At 71.4% G+C, this 16,930-nt stretch carries 16 protein-coding genes; 13 read left to right on the forward strand and 3 right to left on the reverse strand.

Translation table 11 applies throughout. The features are described 5' to 3' along the window. Positions 1 to 13: 13 nt before the first annotated feature. From VEC03_RS05880 to VEC03_RS05890, 3 genes are read left to right on the forward strand one after another with little or no spacing between them, the layout of a single operon-like run. The gene (locus VEC03_RS05880) at positions 14 to 961 is read left to right on the forward strand and encodes a glutathione S-transferase family protein (RefSeq protein ID WP_324913486.1); all 948 of its coding nucleotides are present in this window, start codon (positions 14 to 16) and stop codon (positions 959 to 961) included. Continuing rightward, positions 958 to 1,863, forward strand: a complete 906-nt coding sequence (locus tag VEC03_RS05885; RefSeq protein ID WP_324913488.1) for an SDR family oxidoreductase — start codon at positions 958 to 960, stop codon at positions 1,861 to 1,863. Before VEC03_RS05880 ends, VEC03_RS05885 begins: the two co-directional genes overlap by 4 nt. A 10-nt stretch (positions 1,864 to 1,873) precedes the next feature. Further along, positions 1,874 to 2,425, forward strand: a complete 552-nt coding sequence (locus tag VEC03_RS05890) for a methylated-DNA--[protein]-cysteine S-methyltransferase (RefSeq protein ID WP_324913490.1) — start codon at positions 1,874 to 1,876, stop codon at positions 2,423 to 2,425. A gap of 79 nt (positions 2,426 to 2,504) precedes the next feature. Here the strand turns inward: VEC03_RS05890 and VEC03_RS05895 are convergent, their stop codons facing one another. Then, the gene (locus VEC03_RS05895) at positions 2,505 to 3,077 is read right to left on the reverse strand and encodes a hypothetical protein (protein WP_324913491.1); all 573 of its coding nucleotides are present in this window, start codon (positions 3,075 to 3,077) and stop codon (positions 2,505 to 2,507) included. A 165-nt stretch (positions 3,078 to 3,242) separates the two neighbouring features. On the opposite strand from VEC03_RS05895, the gene VEC03_RS05900 reads away from it, so the two are divergent. Together VEC03_RS05900 and VEC03_RS05905 are read left to right on the forward strand one after the other, a co-directional pair. Next, entirely contained in the window at positions 3,243 to 5,564 is a 2,322-nt protein-coding gene (locus tag VEC03_RS05900; RefSeq protein WP_324913493.1) for a Tex family protein, read from the forward strand. A 4-nt stretch (positions 5,565 to 5,568) separates the two neighbouring features. Then, complete coding sequence (locus VEC03_RS05905) at positions 5,569 to 6,660, forward strand: phospholipase (RefSeq protein ID WP_324913495.1); 1,092 nt, start codon at positions 5,569 to 5,571, stop codon at positions 6,658 to 6,660. A gap of 19 nt (positions 6,661 to 6,679) precedes the next feature. On the opposite strand, the gene VEC03_RS05910 is transcribed toward VEC03_RS05905, so the two are convergent. Continuing rightward, a complete protein-coding gene (locus tag VEC03_RS05910) occupies positions 6,680 to 7,816 on the reverse strand; it encodes an iron-containing alcohol dehydrogenase (protein ID WP_324913497.1) in 1,137 nt (378 codons plus the stop codon). A gap of 54 nt (positions 7,817 to 7,870) precedes the next feature. Here VEC03_RS05910 and VEC03_RS05915 point away from each other — a divergent pair, with 54 nt between their 5' ends. The 4 genes from VEC03_RS05915 to VEC03_RS05930 all read left to right on the forward strand — a co-directional run bounded on the left by VEC03_RS05915 (position 7,871) and on the right by VEC03_RS05930 (position 12,900). Further along, positions 7,871 to 8,734: a fumarylacetoacetate hydrolase gene (locus VEC03_RS05915; protein WP_324913499.1), complete on the forward strand. Its 864-nt coding sequence runs from the start codon at positions 7,871 to 7,873 to the stop codon at positions 8,732 to 8,734. Positions 8,735 to 8,804: 70 nt separating this feature from the next. Continuing rightward, positions 8,805 to 9,722 carry an alpha/beta hydrolase gene (locus VEC03_RS05920; protein ID WP_324913600.1) on the forward strand — a complete coding sequence of 306 codons (918 nt, stop codon included), beginning with the start codon at positions 8,805 to 8,807 and terminating at the stop codon, positions 9,720 to 9,722. Further along, on the forward strand, positions 9,719 to 10,591 hold the full coding sequence (locus VEC03_RS05925) for a YbgC/FadM family acyl-CoA thioesterase (protein ID WP_324913501.1): 873 nt from the start codon (positions 9,719 to 9,721) through the stop codon (positions 10,589 to 10,591). The genes VEC03_RS05920 and VEC03_RS05925 overlap by 4 nt, the downstream gene beginning before the upstream one ends. 11 nt (positions 10,592 to 10,602) lie before the next feature. Then, on the forward strand, positions 10,603 to 12,900 hold the full coding sequence (locus VEC03_RS05930; RefSeq protein ID WP_324913503.1) for an O-antigen ligase family protein: 2,298 nt from the start codon (positions 10,603 to 10,605) through the stop codon (positions 12,898 to 12,900). A gap of 25 nt (positions 12,901 to 12,925) precedes the next feature. Here VEC03_RS05930 and VEC03_RS05935 read toward each other — a convergent pair whose 3' ends face one another. Beyond that, positions 12,926 to 13,843, reverse strand: a complete 918-nt coding sequence (locus VEC03_RS05935; RefSeq protein ID WP_324913504.1) for a folate-binding protein — start codon at positions 13,841 to 13,843, stop codon at positions 12,926 to 12,928. Positions 13,844 to 13,890: 47 nt separating this feature from the next. Here VEC03_RS05935 and mltG point away from each other — a divergent pair, with 47 nt between their 5' ends. The 4 genes from mltG to VEC03_RS05955 are packed head-to-tail and all read left to right on the forward strand — an operon-like array spanning position 13,891 to position 16,890. Further along, positions 13,891 to 14,886 carry an endolytic transglycosylase MltG gene (gene mltG, locus VEC03_RS05940; RefSeq protein WP_324913506.1) on the forward strand — a complete coding sequence of 332 codons (996 nt, stop codon included), beginning with the start codon at positions 13,891 to 13,893 and terminating at the stop codon, positions 14,884 to 14,886. After that, entirely contained in the window at positions 14,886 to 15,527 is a 642-nt protein-coding gene (gene tmk / locus VEC03_RS05945) for a dTMP kinase (RefSeq protein ID WP_324913509.1), read from the forward strand. The genes mltG and tmk overlap by 1 nt, the downstream gene beginning before the upstream one ends. Next, positions 15,524 to 16,522 (forward strand): DNA polymerase III subunit delta', encoded by a 999-nt coding sequence (locus VEC03_RS05950; protein ID WP_324913511.1) that lies wholly within the window; start codon positions 15,524 to 15,526, stop codon positions 16,520 to 16,522. The genes tmk and VEC03_RS05950 overlap by 4 nt, the downstream gene beginning before the upstream one ends. An 11-nt stretch (positions 16,523 to 16,533) precedes the next feature. After that, the gene (locus VEC03_RS05955) at positions 16,534 to 16,890 is read left to right on the forward strand and encodes a PilZ domain-containing protein (RefSeq protein ID WP_324913513.1); all 357 of its coding nucleotides are present in this window, start codon (positions 16,534 to 16,536) and stop codon (positions 16,888 to 16,890) included. The last annotated feature ends 40 nt before the right edge of the window (positions 16,891 to 16,930 follow it).

The following is a 16,930-nucleotide window of genomic DNA, read 5'->3' on the forward strand; positions in this document are numbered from 1 at the left end:
CCGAGGACACCGCATGACCGAGCTGATCCTGCACCACTACCCGGAATCGCCCTTCGCCGAAAAGGCGCGCCTGGTGCTGGGGCACAAGAAGCTGGCCTGGAAATCGGTGCACATCCCAGCGGTGATGCCCAAGCCGGACGTGGTGGCCCTGACCGGGGGCTACCGCCGCACGCCGCTGCTGCAGGTCGGTGCCGACATCTACTGCGACACCGCGCTGATCGCCGACGCGCTGGAGCACGTGCAGCCCGAGCCCACGCTGTACCCGCCGCACCTCAAGGGCGTGGCCCGCGTGTTCGCGCAGTGGGCCGACAGCACGCTGTTCTGGGCGGCGATGACCTACAGCATCCAGCCCAAGTCCATGTCGCAGGTGTTCTCCAGTGGCGAGGTGGGGCAGGCCTTCGCCACCGACCGCAAGGCCATGCGCAGCAACATGACGCACCTGCGCCTGGGCGACGCCACCTCGGCCTACCGCTCCTACCTGCGCCGGCTGGCCAGCATGGCCGACGAACACGACTTCCTGTTCGGCTCCGAGGCCTGCGTGGCCGACTTCGCCGCCTACCACCCGCTGTGGTTCACCCGTACCCGGACGCCCGCGGTGGCCGACATCCTGCAGCCCACGCCCTCCCTGCTGGAGTGGATGGAGCGGGTGTCCTCGGTCGGCCACGGCCGCTTCGAGCCGCTCGATTCGGCCGATGCGGTCGAAGTGGCGCGCCGGTCCGACCCGGAACCGCCCGGCCACAACCTGCTGGTGGACAGCGCCTTCCAGGACGACCACGGCATCGCGCTGGGCACCCGCGTCACCATCGCCGCGGAATCCTTCGGCCTGGAGCCGACGGAGGGCGAACTGATCGCCGCTACCCGCACCCACTACAGCCTGCGCCGCGAGGATCCGCGCGCCGGCACCGTCCACGTCCATTTCCCGCGCATCGGGTACGTCCTGAGGAAGGCAGAGAACGCATGATCGACCACTTCGAAGGCAAGACCGCCGTGCTCACCGGTGCCGGCTCCGGATTCGGGCTGGAATGCGCCCGCATAGGCGCGCGGCTGGGCATGAACCTGGTGCTGGTGGACGTGCAGCAGGATGCGCTGGACCGCGCGCAGGCCGAGATGGAGCAGGCCGGGGCACAGGTGCTCGCAAGGCGCGTGGACGTGTCCAAGGCAGCCGAGATGGAGGCGCTGGCGCAGGCCGTGCAGCAGCGCTTCGGCGCCCCGCACTTCGTCTTCAACAACGCGGGCGTGGGCGCCGGCGGCCTGGTGTGGGAGAACAGCGTCGCCGACTGGGAGTGGGTGCTGGGCGTGAACCTTTGGGGCGTGGTGCACGGGGTGCGCCTGTTCATGCCGATGATGCTGGCGGCTGCCAAGGCCGACCCCGCCTGGCGCGGCCACATCGTGAACACCGCCAGCATGGCCGGCCTGCTGACGCCACCCAACATGGGCATCTACAACGTCAGCAAGCACGCGGTGGTGGCCCTGACCGAGACGCTGTACCAGGACCTGCGCCTGGTCACCGACCAGGTCGGTGCCAGCGTGCTGTGCCCGTACTTCGTGCCGACCGGCATCCACCAGAGCGAGCGCAACCGTCCGGGCGAACTGGCGGCAGGCCAGCCGACCCGCAGCCAGCTGATCGGCCAGGCCATGAGCGACAAGGCCGTCAGCTCCGGCAAGGTCACGGCGGCCGAGGTGGCGCAGAAGGTGTTCGACGCCGCGGCGGCCGACCGGTTCTACGTCTTCAGCCATCCCAAGGCGCTGGGCAACGTGCGCAGCCGCATGGAAGCGATCGTCGACATCCGCAATCCGCCCGACCCCTTCCTGGAGCGACCGGAGGTGGGTGAGAAGCTGCGCGCCGCGCTGCGCGAGGAGTGAGGGCAGGGCGATGGCCGACGCCGCCGCCTGCTGCCTGTTCGACACGGCCATAGGCCGCTGCGGCATCGCGTGGCTGGCCGACGGCACCATAGACGCCGTGCAGTTGCCCGAGACCACCGACGATCGCACGCTGGCGCGCATGCGCCGCTGGTGCGGTCCGGCCGCCGAGGTCGAGCCGCCGGCCAGTGTTTCGCGGGTGATCGCCCGCGTGCAGGCGCTGCTGGAAGGCGAGCATGACGCCATGCTGGACGTGCGGCTGGATTACGAGGGCGTGCCCGCCTTCCAGCAGCGGGTGTATGAACTCACGAGGGCCATCCCGCCGGGACAGGTCCGCACCTATGGCGAACTGGCGCGCGAGCTGGGCGAGCCGGGCGCGGCCCGCGCCGTGGGGCAGGCGCTGGGCGCCAACCCGTTCGCTCCCATCGTCCCCTGCCACCGGATCCTGGCCGCGCACGGCGCCAGCGGCGGCTTCTCGGCCGAGGGCGGCGCGCGCACCAAGCTGCGGATGCTGGAGATCGAAAAGGCGCCGCTGGGCCCGGACGGGCCGGGCCTGTTCGACTGAGCACTCCCTATGTCATTCCCGCGAAGGCGGGAATCCAGGGCTTCCGCCTTCGCGCCGCAGGCGCGTTGCGATACACCCCTTACCGCCCGTGCGGCGCGTGCACCGGCTCCGGTTCGACCACGCGCCCCGGCGGCACGTAGTCCGGCCGGCCGGCCATCGGCGTCTCCACGCGTTCGACCCGCTCCACAGGGGCCGGGCGACTGTCCAGTCGGCGCTCCAGTTCGCCCATGCGGGAGGTGAGCAGGTGGTACATCTGCTCCAGCTGGTTGCGCAGTTCGCGATGGTGTTGCGACAGGGTCTTCTCCAGTTCGGCATTGGCCGTCTGTTCGCGCTGGCGTGTCTCGCGCAGGTGGTTGTCCAGCACGCCGCGCAGGTCGGTGAAGCGCGAGGCCTCGGCCCGGTCGGCGAGATCGCGCTGGGCCTGCAGCTGCTTGGCGTGCTGGCGCGACTCCATCAGGCTGTGGGTGCGCATGGAAGCGGCGCTGGCCAGGAACACCAGCAGGGTCAGGCCCAGCAGCGTCAGCAGGATGAGGCCCAGCGGAGCGGTGGCCTGCACCACGCCGAAGGTCAGCTCGGTGGGCTGGGTGATCTGGGACCAGTTCTGGAAGGCGAAGCCCGCCACGACGACGATGGCGAGGGTCAGGAGCAGCATTCGGGCGCGCATCTTGTTCTCCCGTGAAAAGGATGGGGCAGGGGGCCCCAGGGTTTCCTGCATTCTGGGAAGGGCCTGCTGCGCGCCGCTGTCAGCCGCAACCCCGAATCGCTGTGCGGGCCCTGTGGCAAACTCGCGCTCCGCCCGGAAGGCCCAGCAGTACCCATGAAGAAAATCATCCGGCAGATCGCCGCCGAGATCCGCGTCGGCGAGCAGCAGGTGCAGGCGGCCGTCGACCTGCTCGACGGCGGTGCCACCGTCCCCTTCATCGCCCGCTACCGCAAGGAAGCCACGGGCGGCCTCGACGACATCCAGCTGCGTACGCTGCAGGAACGGCTCGGCTACCTTCGCGAGCTGGAGGAGCGGCGCGAGGCCGTGATCCGCAGCGTGGAGGAACAGGGCAAGCTCACCCCCGAGCTGCGCGCCGCGTTCGAGGCCGCGCCCACCAAGCAGGAACTGGAAGACCTGTACCTGCCGTTCAAGCCCAAGCGCCGCACCAAGGGGCAGATCGCCCGCGAGGCTGGGCTGGAGCCGCTGGCCGACCGCCTGTTCGCCGATCCCCAGCTGGACCCCGCCACCGAGGCCCAGGCGTTCGTGAAGGCGGAGAAGGGCGAGGGCGGCGAGGACTTCACCACCGTGCCCGCCGTGCTGGACGGCGTGCGCGACATCCTGTCCGAGCGCTGGGCCGAGGAGCCGGCGCTGGTGCAGTCGCTGCGCGAGTGGCTCTGGCAGGAGGGCCTGTTCCGCTCGCGCCTGGCCACGGGCAAGGACGAGAACCACCCCGACGTCGCCAAGTTCCGGGACTACTTCGACTACGAGGAGCCGATCGGCCGCGTGCCCTCGCACCGCGCGCTGGCCGTGTTCCGCGGCCGGCAGCTCGAATTGCTGGACGCCAAGCTGGCGCTGCCGGTGGAGCCCGAGCCGGGCAAGCCCTCGATCGCCGAGGGCCGGATCGCCGTCCAGCTCGGCTGGAGCCACCAGGGGCGACCCGCCGACGACCTGCTGCGCAAGTGCGTGGCCTGGGCCTGGCGCGTCAAGCTGTCGCTGTCGATCGAGCGCGACCTGTTCGCGCGGCTGCGCGAGGAGGCCGAGAAGGTCGCGATCAAGGTGTTCGCCGACAACCTGCGCGACCTGCTGCTGGCCGCCCCCGCGGGACCACGCGTGGTCATGGGGCTGGACCCCGGCATCCGCACCGGCGTGAAGGTGGCGGTGGTGGACGCCACCGGCAAGCTGGTGGACACCGCCACCATCTATCCGCACGAGCCGCGCCGCGACTGGGACGGCTCCCTGCACACGCTGCAGCGGCTGTGCGAGAAGCACGGCGTCAACCTGGTGGCGATCGGCAACGGCACCGCCAGCCGCGAGACCGACAAGCTGGCGGCCGACCTGGGCAAGCGCATCGAGGGGCTGCAGCGCGTGGTGGTCAGCGAGGCCGGCGCCTCGGTCTATTCGGCCAGCGAGTTCGCCTCGCAGGAGATGCCCGACGTCGACGTGAGCCTGCGCGGCGCCGCCAGCATCGCGCGCCGGCTGCAGGACCCGCTGGCCGAGCTGGTGAAGATCGATCCCAAGTCCATCGGTGTCGGCCAGTACCAGCACGACGTCAACCAGACCGAGCTGGCCCGCACGCTGGACGCCGTGGTGGAGGACTGCGTCAACTCGGTGGGCGTGGACCTGAACACGGCCAGCGTGCCGCTGCTCGCCCGCGTCTCCGGCCTGAGCGCCAGCGTGGCCAAGGCGGTGGTGCGCTGGCGCGAGGCGCACGGCGCCTTCCGCAACCGCCAGCAGCTGCTGGACGTCAGCGGCCTGGGCCCCAAGACCTTCGAGCAGAGCGCCGGCTTCCTGCGCATCCGTGGCGGCGACAACCCGCTGGACATGACCGGCGTGCATCCCGAGACCTACCCGGTGGTGGAGAAGATGATCGCCACCACCGGCAAGCCGGTCGGCGAGCTGATGGGCCGCGCCGAGATGCTGCGCACGCTCAAGCCCGAGCTGTTCGCCAACGAGCAGTTCGGGGTCATCACGGTCAAGGACATCCTGGGCGAATTGGAGAAGCCCGGCCGCGACCCGCGGCCCGACTTCAAGGTGGCGCGCTTCAACGAGGGTGTGGAGGACATCGCCGACCTGAAGGAAGGCATGGTGCTGGACGGCACGGTCAGCAACGTGGCCCAGTTCGGTGCCTTCGTCGACCTGGGCGTGCACCAGGACGGGCTGGTGCACGTCAGCCAGCTGTCCAATCGCTTCGTCAACGATGCGCGCGAGGTGGTCAAGACCGGCGACATCGTCAAGGTCAAGGTGCTGGAAGTGGACGTCGCGCGCAAGCGCATCAGCCTCACCATGAAGCTGGATGCGAAGGCTTCCCCGCGCCGCGACGGCCCGCGCGACAACCGCTATGAAGGGGCCGGGCGGGGGCAGCGGGCTCCCGCCAACCCGCAACTGAACACCGCCATGGCGGGCGCCTTCGCCAAGCTGCAGCAGCTGCGCAAGTAGGCCCATGGCGCGCGCCCTCCGCCTGTACGCCGGCCCGCGGGCGCGCCGCCACATCGAGCAGCACGGCCTGCGGCCGCAGGACATCAGCGTGGTGCCGGGCGCGGCGGGCGGGCCCAAGGGGCTGATCCTCGGCCCGCTGGACCGCTTCCTCTTCGGCGAATGGCTGCCGAAGTCGCAGCAGCCGGTGCACCTGGTCGGCGCGTCGATCGGCGCCTGGCGCATGGCCACCGCCTGTCTGGACGATGTCGTGGCTGCCTTCGAGCGCCTGGAGCGCGACTACATCGCGCAGGACTACTTGCTGGAGCCGGGCCGCAAGACGCCGACGCCGCGCCACGTCAGCGAACGGTTCGCCGCCAACCTGGCCGACTTCTATGGCGGGCGGGTGCGGCAGGTGCTGGACCATCCGCGCTACCGCGTGCACATCGTCACTGCGCGCGGACGCCACGTGCTCTCGCGCGAGCACCGCTGGGCGACGCCGCTGGGCTACATGGGTGCCTGGCTGTCCAACGGCCTGCACCGGCGTGCCCTGTGCGCCTGGCTGGAGCGGGTGGTGTTCTCCTCCGGGCCGGCGGCCGAGGCGCTGAGCCTGCCCTTCGACGACAGCGACTACCGCACGCGGCAGGTGCGCCTGACCGAGGCCAACTTCAACCTGGCGCTGCAGGCGAGCTGCTCCATCCCCTTCCTGCTGCAGGCCATCCACGACATCCCCGGCGCGCCGCCCGGCGCCTACTGGGACGGCGGCATCACGGACTACCACCTGCACCTGAACTACGCCGCGGCCCACCCGCAGGGGCTGGTGCTCTATCCGCACTTCCAGAAGGCGGTGGTGCCGGGCTGGCTGGACAAGGCCTGGCGCTGGCGGCACGGCGCGACGGCCTTCCTGGACAACACGATCGTGCTGGCGCCCGATCCGCAGTGGGTTCAGCAGCTGCCCAACGGCAAGCTGCCGGACCGCACCGACTTCACCCGCTACGGCACCGACCTGGCGGCGCGCATGAAGGCGTGGCAGGCAGCCACGTCGGCGAGCCGGCAGCTGGCGGACGAATTCGCCGAGTGGCTGGAGCGGCCGGATCCGGCGCGGATCGAAATCCTCTGAACGGCCGAAAGTCCCCGGCCTACATCGACGTCGCCAGCATCGCCTCGTAGTCCTCGACGCTGGCGATGCGGGGGTTGGTCTTGTGGCAGTGGTCGGCGAGCGCGCCTTCGATCACCTTGCCGAACCACTCGCGCTGCACGCCCATCTCGGCCAGCCCCTTGGGCAGGCCCAGGCGGGCGTTCATGTCGCGGATCGCCTCGGGGATGTCGCTGCCCGAGGACAGGCCCATGGCATGCGCCATGCGATCGAGCCGCCGGTCCTTGCGCACCGATTCGGCCTCGGCGTTGAAGCGGATCACCGCCGGCAGGAACATGGCGTTGAGCGTGCCGTGGTGCAGCCGCGGGTCCACGCCGCCCAGGCTGTGGCTGAGCGAGTGCACGCAGCCCAGCCCCTTCTGGAACGCCATCGCGCCCTGCATGGACGCGCTCATCAGGTTGGAGCGCGCCTCGCGGTCGCTGCCGTCGCGGGTGGCGCGTTCGATGTGCGCCCAGCCGCGCTCCAGGCCGTCGAGCGCGATGCCGTCGGCCGGCGGGTTGAAGGCCGCCGACATGAAGGTCTCCATGCAGTGCGCGATGGCGTCCATGCCGGTGGCGGCGGTGAGCCTGGGCGGCAGCCCCAGCGTGAGCTCCGGGTCGCAGATGGCGGCCTTGGGCAGCAGGTTCCAGGAATGGAAGCCCAGCTTGCGGTGGTCGTCCACGATGATGATGGCGCCGCGCGCCACCTCGCTGCCGGTGCCGCTGGTGGTGGGCACCGCGATCAGCGGCGCCGCCTTGTCGGTGATGCGGGGCGAGCCGCCCTCGATGGTGGCGTAGTGCGTGAGCGGGCCCTCGTGGGTGGCGGCGATGGCCACGCCCTTGGCACAGTCGATGGCCGAACCGCCGCCGACGGCGACCAGGCCGTCGCAGCGGTTGTCGCGATAGACCTGCACGGCGGCGCGCACGGCGGCCTCGGTCGGGTTGGACGGGGTCTGGTCGAACACCGCATGGGGCAGGCCCTGCAGCGCATCGATGGCCTTCTGCAGCACGCCCGCGGCCTTGACGCCGGGGTCGGTGACGATCAGCGGGCGGGTGATGCCCACGCGCTGGCATTCGTCCTTGAGCAGGCGCACGGCGCCGAAGTCGAACTGGATCTGGGTGAGGTAGTAGATCAGGGCCATGGCAGGGTTCGGTCGTAAGATGCTTTTCCCACTTTAGCCCAGAGGAGAAATCCCATGAATCGGTGGTTGTTCCCCCTTGTCGCGATGGCGATAGGCAGTGGCGCGGCGCAGGCCGCCTGCCTGACCGATGCCCAGGTGGAGCAGATGGTCGAAGCGATGGCGGCGAAGAAGCCGGCCGCCAATCCCGAAGGGCAGACCGAAGCCGACGCGGCCTGCACCCGCGCCAAGCTGACGGCCCGGCTCGCGACGACCATGGGCAAGCTGGTGGGCTACAAGGCGGGGCTGACCAACCCGGCCGTGCAGAAGCGCTTCAACTACGACAAGCCGGTGTGGGGCAAGCTGTACGAACGGATGCTGCTGCCCTCGGGCAGCGAAGTCGATGCTGCGTTCGGCGCGCGCCCGCTGTACGAGGCCGACCTGCTGGTGCGCGTCAAGAGCGAGGCGATCAACCAGGCCAAGACGCCGGAGGAGGTGCTGGATGCCATCGACCAGGTCATTCCCTTCATCGAACTGCCCGACCTGGTGGTGCAGGCCCCGCCCAGGCTGAACGGCCAGGCGATCGATGCGATCAACGTGGGCGCGCGCCTGGGCGTGGTCGGCCAGCCGATCCCGGTGCCGGCCTACCGTGGCGATCGGTACGCGATGTTGCGCGCGCTGGCCGACATGCAGGTGCGCCTGGCCGACGCGAGCGGCAACGTGGTCGGTGGCGGCAAGGGCAGCGACGTGCTGGAGCATCCGCTCAACGCGGTGGTCTGGCTGTCCGGCGCGCTGGCCAAGGAAGGCCTGACCATGAAGCCGGGCGAGTTGATCAGCCTGGGCTCGTTCTCCGCACTGCTGCCGCCCCGGCCCGGGCTGACGGTCACGGCCACCTACTACGGCCTGCCCGGCGCGCAGCCGGTCAGCGTCCGCTTCAAGTGAGCCAGGGCAGGGCAGGGGCGATCACGTGACGACGAGCTTCCTGCCCGAGTACCCCGAGCTCACCCCGAAGATGCGCTCGGTGCTCGAGCGCATGGCGCGGGTGCGGCGCGAGCCGCTGCACCTGCAGACGCCGCAACAGGCGCGGGCCGCCTACGAGGCCGCGGCCGACGTGCTGGAAGTGCCGCGCCGGCCGCTGGGCCGGGTCGAGGACATCGAGCTGCCCGCGCGCGACGGATTCCACCTGCCGGCCCGCATCTACCAGTCCGACGACCGCAGCCGCGGCGTGCTGCTGTACCTGCACGGCGGCGGCTTCACCATCGGCAGCGTGGACACGCACGACATCCTGTGCCGCGAACTGGCGGCGCTGGCCGGCTGCTCGGTGCTGTCGCTCGGCTACCGGCTCGCGCCCGAGCACCGCTTCCCGGTCGCGGTGGACGACACCTGGGACGCGCTGCAGTGGCTGGCCGACCGGCGAGCGACGCTGGGCCTGCGGGCCGACGAGCCGATCGCCGTCGGCGGCGACAGTGCCGGTGGCACGCTGGCAGCGGTCGCGGCGCTGCACGCGCGCGACATCGGCCTGCCGCTGGCGCTGCAGCTGCTGTTCTATCCCGGCACCGCGGCGCGCCAGGACAGCGCATCGCACCGCAGATACCACCAGGGGCTGGTGCTGGAGCCGGCCCACATCGAATACTTTTTCGGCCACTACATCGCGCTGGACCTGCGCGAGGACTGGCGTTTCGCGCCGCTGAACGCGCCGGACGTGGACGGCGTCGCGCCGGCCTGGATCGGCCTGGCGGGCTGCGACCCGCTGTTCGACGACGGCATCGCCTACGCCGACCGGCTGCGCGCCGCCGGGGTGGCGGTCGAGCTGGAGGTCTGGCCGGGCGTCACCCACGAATTCATCAAGATGGGGCGCGCCTTGCCCGAAGCCCGGCAGGCCCATGCGGCCGCCGCGCGCGCCCTGGTACAAGCCTTCTCCACACCATGAAACGAGACGACTTCCGCTTCTTCCACCACCTGCGCGTGCGCTGGGCCGAGGTGGACATGCAAAGGATCGTGTTCAACGCCCACTACCTGATGTACTTCGACACGGCAGTGGCGGACTACTGGCGCGCGCTGGCCCTGCCTTACGAGCAGGCCATGCACGAGCTCGGCGGCGACCTGTACGTCAAGAAGGCGACGGTGGAATTCAACGCCTCGGCGCGCATGGACGACCAGCTCGACGTCGGCCTGCGCTGCGGCCGCATCGGCAATTCGTCCATGCTGTTCGAAGGCGCCATCTTCCGCGGCGAGCAACTGCTGGTCACCTGCGAGCTGCTCTACGTCTTCGCCGACCCGGCGACCCAGACGTCCAGGCCCGTGCCGCCCCGCCTGCGCGAGATCCTCACCGGCTACGAGGCGGGCGAGCCGGTGGTGCAGGTGCGCACCGGTTCCTGGCAGGAACTGGGCGCCGACGCCGGCGCCATCCGCACCCGCGTGTTCGTCGAGGAACAGCGCATTCCCGCCGAGATGGAGTGGGACGAAGCGGATGCGGGCGCGCTGCACGCGGTGGCCTACAACCGGCTCGGCCAGCCGGTCGCGACCGGGCGCCTGCTGCAGGCCGAGCCCGGCGTGGGCCGCATCGGCCGCATGGCCGTGCTGCAGGTGCTGCGCGGATCCGGCGTGGGGCAGCAGGTGCTGCACGCGCTGCTGGATGCCGCGGTCCGGCGCGGCGACCGGCGCGCCGTCCTGCACGCGCAGCGCACGGCCCAGGGCTTCTATGCGCGGCTGGGCTTCGTGGTCGAAGGCAAACCGTTCGAGGAAGCCGGCATCCCGCACATCGGGATGACCGCGGCGCTGCCCCTGTCCACCCGCTGAGCGACGCTCGCATGGCCAAACGCAGGCGGGCCGCCGGGAAGGCCGATCCGGCGGCGGTTGCCGCAGTGCCGGGCGTGGCCGCAGGACGGGGCAGCTCCGTCGCGGCCGAGGCCGGCGAAGGCGGGCGCCCGGCTCCGGTCGTGCCCCTGCTGGCGCTGGCGATGTTCCTCGCGCCGGCGCTGGGCGTGCCCAGCGAGCTGATGCTGCAGGACACGCTGAAGTCCATCATCGTGTCCTTCGCCGCGCTGCTGGCGGCGATGCTGTTCTTCCGGCGGGCCGGCACGAACGCGCACGCCGTGCGCTGGCATCCGGTGCTCTGGCTGCCGCTGCTGCTGATGGCGTATGCGCTGGGTAGCATGGCCTGGTCGCACACCTACCTGGCCGCGGTGGAAGCGATCCGCTGGTTCGTGTTCGTCCTGCTGGCCTGGCTGGGGCTGAACACCCTCACGCGGGAACGCCTGCCGGGGCTGGCCTGGGGCATCCACGCCGGCGCGGTGGTGGCTTCGCTGTGGACGGCCTTGCAGTTCTGGGTCGACTTCCAGTTGTTCCCCCAGGGCCCCAACCCGGCCTCGACCTTCGTGAACCGCAACTTCTTCGCCGAGTTCGCGGTGTGCACGCTGCCGTTTTCCGCGCTGCTGCTGGCCCGCGCGCGCAGCAGCGCTGCGGCGGTGGCGCTGGCGGCTAGCACCGCCCTGGTGGTGGTCGCGATCCTGATGACGGGGACCCGCAGTGCGCTGATCGCGCTGTGGCTGCAGCTGCTGGGGGTGTTGCCGCTGGTGGCGTGGCGCCTGTTCGTGCATCCCGCGCGCGAAGCCGCCATCTCAGCGAACGCGGGGGTCCAGGCCTCCCAAGCCGAACTCCTCCTCGATCGTCCCCGCTGGCCCACGGGCCGCCGTGTGCTCGTCGCCGCCGTCCTGCTCGGTGCCGTGATCGGCATGGGCCTGGTCCCCACGGGCAACGCGAAGATCCAGTCGGAAGACCTCGGGACCACGGCCCTGGAACGCAGCTTCAAGCGCACCGCCTCCATCCGGCCGGGCGATACCTCGCTGCAACTGCGGCAGCTGATGTGGAAGGCCACCCTGAGGGTGATCGAGGCGCGGCCGCTCACCGGCGTGGGCGCCGGCGCCTGGGAGGTCGAAGTGCCGCTCTACCAGGCCGACAGCCAGCAACTCGAGACCGACTACTACGTGCACAACGAGGTGCTGCAGTTGCTGGCGGAGTACGGGCTGGCCGGCGCGCTGTTCCTGGCCGGCCTGTTCGGCTACCTGCTGCTGGCGGCGCACCGCACCTGGCGCCTGGCCGGCAGCCCGGATGCGGGCGAGGGTCCCTGGCGCGCCGCGGCCCTGTCCAGCCTGCTGGCACTGCTGGTCGTCAGCAACGCCGGCTTCCCGTGGCGCATGGCAGCCACGGGCGCACTGTTCGCGCTCGGGCTGGCGTTGCTGGCGGCCTCCGATGCACGCCTGGGACTTGCGGGGCGATTCGGTATCCGCCTCCTCGCCTGGAACCGCCGCCGCAACGCCGTCGCGCTGGCGGCCACGCTCGGCTGCCTGGCGCTGGCCGCCTTCATCACGCAGCGGGCGGCGGAGGTGGAGCGCAAGATCGTGCAGGCCAGCCAGATCGCCCTGCAAATCAACGCTTCGGGGCGGCCGAACGATCCGCACTGGGAGCCGGCCAAGGCCCGCCTGCTGCAACTGACCCGGGAGGCGGTCGCGATCACGCCCCACTACCGCAAGATCACGCCCATCGTGGCCGACGAACTGGCGGCCTGGGGCGACTGGCGCAATGCGACCTGGATCTGGGAGTCGGTGCTGCAGTCGCGGCCGCACGTGGTGGCCATCCTCACCAACGCCGCGCGCGGGCATGCGGCCATGAGGCAGCCGGAGCGCGCCTTCGAGTACCTGGCCCGCGCCAAGGCCATCGCGCCGCAGGCACCCTCGGTGGTGTCGCTGGAAGTCATCCTGCTGTCGCGGTTCCGCGATGCGCGCGAGGCGCTGCCGATCGCCCGCGAGGCGCTGGCGACCGGCCACTACGACCTGGACCTGCTCACCAATGCCTTCGTCATCGGCTGGCGCAGCGGCGACCACGAGCTGGCGCAACGGGCCATGCAAGCCTGGCTGCGCGACTATCCGCAGGAGCGCGTGGTGGCCTACGTGCAGCTGGGGCTGTTCCGCCTCGACGCCCTGCACGACGAGGGGGGTGCGCTGCAGGCCTGGCGCCAGGCCTATGCGCTGGGCACGCCGCGGCAGAAGCAGGGCGTGCTGCAGCAGGTGCCGCCGCGCTATCGGGACCAGGTGGTGGCGGGGGATTGAAGGGGCGCAGCCCCCGCATCCGCCTTCAGACGTCGGCCAGCAGCTCGTAGGGCAGGGGCAGCAACTCCAGCCCCGGCCCGTCGGCGGCACCCCGCGTGAGCCGCCCGCCGCCCGCCGCGCTCACCTGCATGGAGACGATCGCGTCCCAGCCGCCGCCGGGGGCGGCCGCGGCCTGCGCCACCAGGCCACAAGGCTGCTCCGGATCGCTCTCGTGGAAGACTTCCTGGCCGGCGGCCATGGGCGCCTCGCCGTGCACCCGGTACGCGCGCCGCTTGAGCGTGCCGCGGAACTGGCTGCGCGCCACCACCTCCTGGCCGGGGTAGCAGCCCTTCTTGAAGTTCACGCCGCCGACCGACTCGTAGTTGAGCATCTGCGGCACGAAGGCCTCGACAACCGGGGCAGTGACGGTGGCGACGCCGCTGCGCACCTCGCCCCACAGCCAGGCGTCCAGCGGCAGCTCGGCCGCCTCCGGCAGCGACTCGCCGGCCGCCGCGACCCACAGCGCGCGCGGGCAGTCGTCCGCGGGGTACAGCGCCACCATCTGCGCTGCGCCGGCGACCCGCTTGCTCCAAGGCTCGGGCGAGCCGTTCAGGGCGCGCCGGGCCGCATCGCCCGCGAGGCCCTGCAGCGAGAAATCGGCGGTCGCATCGACCAGCTTCACCTTGCTGCGCAGCACGAACATGGACAGGCGCTTGAGCGTGGGCGCCAGCAGGTCGCGTGCCGTCACCAGCAGGATGTCGCCGGGCGACTGCGCGATGCCGACGAAGCTCGCCAGCATGCGGCCCTTGGGGGTGCAGAGCGCCGCCAGCCGGGCCCGGTCGGGCGGCAGCAGCATGAAATCCTGGGTGAGCTGGTTGTGCAGGAAGCGCGCGGCATCCTCCCCCTGGGCGCGGATCACGCCCAGGTGCGAAAGGGCACTGCGTCCTTCGAGGGCAGGGGACATGCCTCCATTATCATGGCCGGTCCAATCCTTCCGGGTGTTCAGGGACAGTGGCGCGCTTGCTCAAGACGGTTTTCCTGCTCGGCGCGCTGGCCCTGCTGGCGTTCGCCGCGGCCGGATGGTGGTGGATCAACCAGCCGCTGCGCCTGCCGGCCGCCACGGTCGACTTCTCGGTGGAGCCGGGCACGCTGCCGCGGGCCGTCGCGCAGGGCGTGCGCGACGCCGGCGTCGACGTGGACCCGGACCTGCTCTACGCCTGGTTCCGCATCTCCGGCCAGGGTCGCCGGATCAAGGCCGGCAGCTACGAACTGGAAACCGGCATCACGCCGCGCCGGCTGCTGTCCAAGCTGGCGCGCGGCGAGGAGAGCCTGCGTGCGATCACGCTGGTGGAAGGCTGGACCTTCCGCCAGGTGCGGGCGGCGCTGGCGAAGGAGGAAAGCCTGAAGCACGACACGGCCGGCCTGGACGACGCCGCCGTGATGGCCCTGCTGGGGCGGGCCGGCCAGCATCCGGAAGGGCGCTTCTTCCCGGACACCTATGCCTACTCGCGTGGCAGCACCGAATCGCACCTGCTGGAGCGGGCGATGCGCGCCATGGACAGGCGGCTGGAGGCGGCCTGGGCGCAGCGCACGCCGCAGGCGGCCGTCAAGAGTCCGGAGGAAGCCCTGATCCTGGCCAGCATCGTCGAGAAGGAGACCGGCCGCGGCGACGACCGCCCGCTGGTGTCGGCCGTGTTCAACAACCGGCTGCGCATCGGCATGCCGCTGCAGACCGACCCCACCGTGATCTACGGCATGGGCGCCGCCTTCAAGGGCAACCTGCGCCGCATCGACCTGCAGACCGACACCCCCTGGAACACCTACACGCGCCCGGGCCTGCCGCCCACGCCCATCGCCATGCCGGGCAAGGCCTCGCTGCTGGCGGCGGTGCAGCCGGCGCCGGGCAAGGCGCTGTATTTCGTCTCGCGCGGCGACGGCAGCAGCCATTTCAGCGAGTCGCTGAACGAGCACAACCGCGCGGTCGACAAGTACCAGAGGGGGCGCTGATGCCGGGCCTGTTCATCAGCTTCGAAGGCATCGACGGGGCCGGCAAGTCCACCCACATCGAGGCCCTGGCGCAGGCGTTCCGGGATGCCGGCCGGACCGTGGTGCTCACACGCGAGCCCGGCGGCACGCCGCTGGCCGAGCAGTTGCGCGGGCTGGCCCTGAACACCGCCATGGACCCGCTGACCGAGGCGCTGCTGATGTTCGCGGCGCGGCGCGACCACCTGCAGCAGGTGATCGAGCCGGCCCTGGCGCGTGGCGACGTGGTGCTCTGCGACCGCTTCACCGACGCCACCTTCGCCTACCAGGGGGCCGGCCGCGGCTTCGACCTCGACGTGCTGGCCCAGCTCGAGCGCTGGGTGCAGTCGGTTCCGGCCCTGCCGGCGGGCCAGTTGCGCCAGCCGCACCTGACGCTGTGGTTCGAGGTCGATCCGGCCGTGGCCGCGCAGCGCCTGGCTGGCGCCCGCGCGCCCGACCGCTTCGAATCGCAACCGGCCGAGTTCTTCCGCCGCGTGGCCGAGGGTTACGCGCGGCGGGCGGATGCCGAGCCGCAGCGCTTCGCCCGGATCGACGGCAGCCGGGGGCGCGAGGCGGTCTGGCAGCAGGTGCTGGCCGCGGTGCAGGGCAGGGGGATGCTGGCGTGAGCGCCGCCACGCCGCCCTGGATCGCTCAGCAGGCGCAGGCGCTGCTGGCGCAGCGCGGCCATGCCTGGCTGCTGCACGGCCCGTCGGGGCTGGGCCAGTACACGCTGGCGCTGGCGCTGGTGCGCGCCTGGCTGTGCGAGCGGCCCACGCCCCAGGGAGCCTGCGGCGAGTGCAGCAGCTGCCATGCGATCGAGGTCCGCACCCAGGCCGACCTGTACGTGCTGATGCCCGAGACCGTCATGCTGGACCTGGGCTGGCCGTTGTCGGAAGCGGCGCAGAAGGACATCGACGACAAGAAGCGCAAGCCGAGTAGGGAAATCCGCGTCGATGCGATGCGCGATGCGGTGGAGTTCTCGCAGCGCACCAGCGCGCGCGGCCGCGGCAAGGCGGTGCTGGTCTATCCGGCCGAGCGCATGAACACCGTCACGGCCAACGCCCTGCTCAAGACGCTGGAGGAGCCGCCGGGCGACGTGCGCTTCGTGCTGGCGACCGAGGCGGCGCACCAGCTGCTGCCCACCATCCGCAGCCGCTGCCTGGCCCACACATTGCGCTGGCCGGCAGGCGACGAGAGCCTGGCCTGGCTGGCGGAGCAGGGCGTCGAGGCGGGGCAGGCGCGGGTGCTGCTGCGGGCGGCGGGCGGGCGGCCCGAGCAGGCCTTGGCGCTGGCGGCGTCCGGGCAGGGCGCCGGCGAGTGGGCGCGGCTGCCCAAGGCCCTGGCCCGCGGCGAAGTCGCCGCCTTGGGCGACCGGACCCCGGCGCAGGCGATCGACGTGCTGCAGAAGGTCTGCCACGACCTGCTGGCACTGCGCGCCCAGGGCGCTCCCCGGTTCTTCGAGCCGGCCGACCTGCCGCGCCCGGGGTCTTACGAGGCGCTGACGGCGTGGTGGCGCGAACTCGCGCAGGCGAAAAAAACGGCGGAACACCCGTTCAACGCGGGCCTGATGCTGGAAGCGCTTGTGAGCCGCGCCCGCGCCGCCCTACACTCGCAGGCCTGAATCGCCCCCGCATGAGCGCTGCCAACTCCCCCCGCCCCAGCGTCATCCAGCTCGCCATCAAGGAGAAGGCGGCGCTGTACGCGGCCTACATCCCGCTGTTTTCCGACGGCGGCGTGTTCATCCCGACCACGCGCGACTACAAGCTCGGCGACGACGTCTACGTGCTGCTGTCGCTGCCGGACGATCCGCAGCGCTATCCGGTGGCCGGCAAGGTGGCATGGGTCACGCCGCCGAGGGCAGCCGCCAACCGCACCCAGGGCGTGGGCGTGCGGTTCCCGGCCGACGAGAAGTCCAGGCTCCTGAAGCTCAAGATCGAGGAGATCCTGGGCAGCCATCTCGCATCCGAGCGGCCGACCCAGACCATCTGACGCGTTCGCCGGGCGGGCTTGTTCGCTGGTGCATGATCGG

The sequence above is a fragment of the Ramlibacter sp. genome, from assembly GCF_035627355.1.
In the GTDB taxonomy this organism is placed as follows: domain Bacteria; phylum Pseudomonadota; class Gammaproteobacteria; order Burkholderiales; family Burkholderiaceae_C; genus Ramlibacter.

Bases quoted from the DNA above. Each gene is read 5' to 3' on its own strand.
- VEC03_RS05895 (WP_324913491.1), bottom strand. From the start codon at position 3,077: ATGCTGCTCCTGACCCTCGCCATCGTCGTCGTGGCGGGCTTCGCCTTC.
- VEC03_RS05930 (WP_324913503.1), top strand. From the start codon at position 10,603: ATGGCCAAACGCAGGCGGGCCGCCGGGAAGGCCGATCCGGCGGCGGTT.
- VEC03_RS05935 (WP_324913504.1), bottom strand. From the start codon at position 13,843: ATGTCCCCTGCCCTCGAAGGACGCAGTGCCCTTTCGCACCTGGGCGTG.
- tmk (WP_324913509.1), top strand. From the start codon at position 14,886: ATGCCGGGCCTGTTCATCAGCTTCGAAGGCATCGACGGGGCCGGCAAG.
- VEC03_RS05925 (WP_324913501.1), top strand. From the start codon at position 9,719: ATGAAACGAGACGACTTCCGCTTCTTCCACCACCTGCGCGTGCGCTGG.
- VEC03_RS05955 (WP_324913513.1), top strand. From the start codon at position 16,534: ATGAGCGCTGCCAACTCCCCCCGCCCCAGCGTCATCCAGCTCGCCATC.
- VEC03_RS05905 (WP_324913495.1), top strand. From the start codon at position 5,569: ATGGCGCGCGCCCTCCGCCTGTACGCCGGCCCGCGGGCGCGCCGCCAC.
- VEC03_RS05920 (WP_324913600.1), top strand. From the start codon at position 8,805: ATGCGCTCGGTGCTCGAGCGCATGGCGCGGGTGCGGCGCGAGCCGCTG.
- VEC03_RS05900 (WP_324913493.1), top strand. From the start codon at position 3,243: ATGAAGAAAATCATCCGGCAGATCGCCGCCGAGATCCGCGTCGGCGAG.
- VEC03_RS05885 (WP_324913488.1), top strand. From the start codon at position 958: ATGATCGACCACTTCGAAGGCAAGACCGCCGTGCTCACCGGTGCCGGC.
- VEC03_RS05890 (WP_324913490.1), top strand. From the start codon at position 1,874: ATGGCCGACGCCGCCGCCTGCTGCCTGTTCGACACGGCCATAGGCCGC.
- VEC03_RS05915 (WP_324913499.1), top strand. From the start codon at position 7,871: ATGAATCGGTGGTTGTTCCCCCTTGTCGCGATGGCGATAGGCAGTGGC.
- VEC03_RS05910 (WP_324913497.1), bottom strand. From the start codon at position 7,816: ATGGCCCTGATCTACTACCTCACCCAGATCCAGTTCGACTTCGGCGCC.
- VEC03_RS05880 (WP_324913486.1), top strand. From the start codon at position 14: ATGACCGAGCTGATCCTGCACCACTACCCGGAATCGCCCTTCGCCGAA.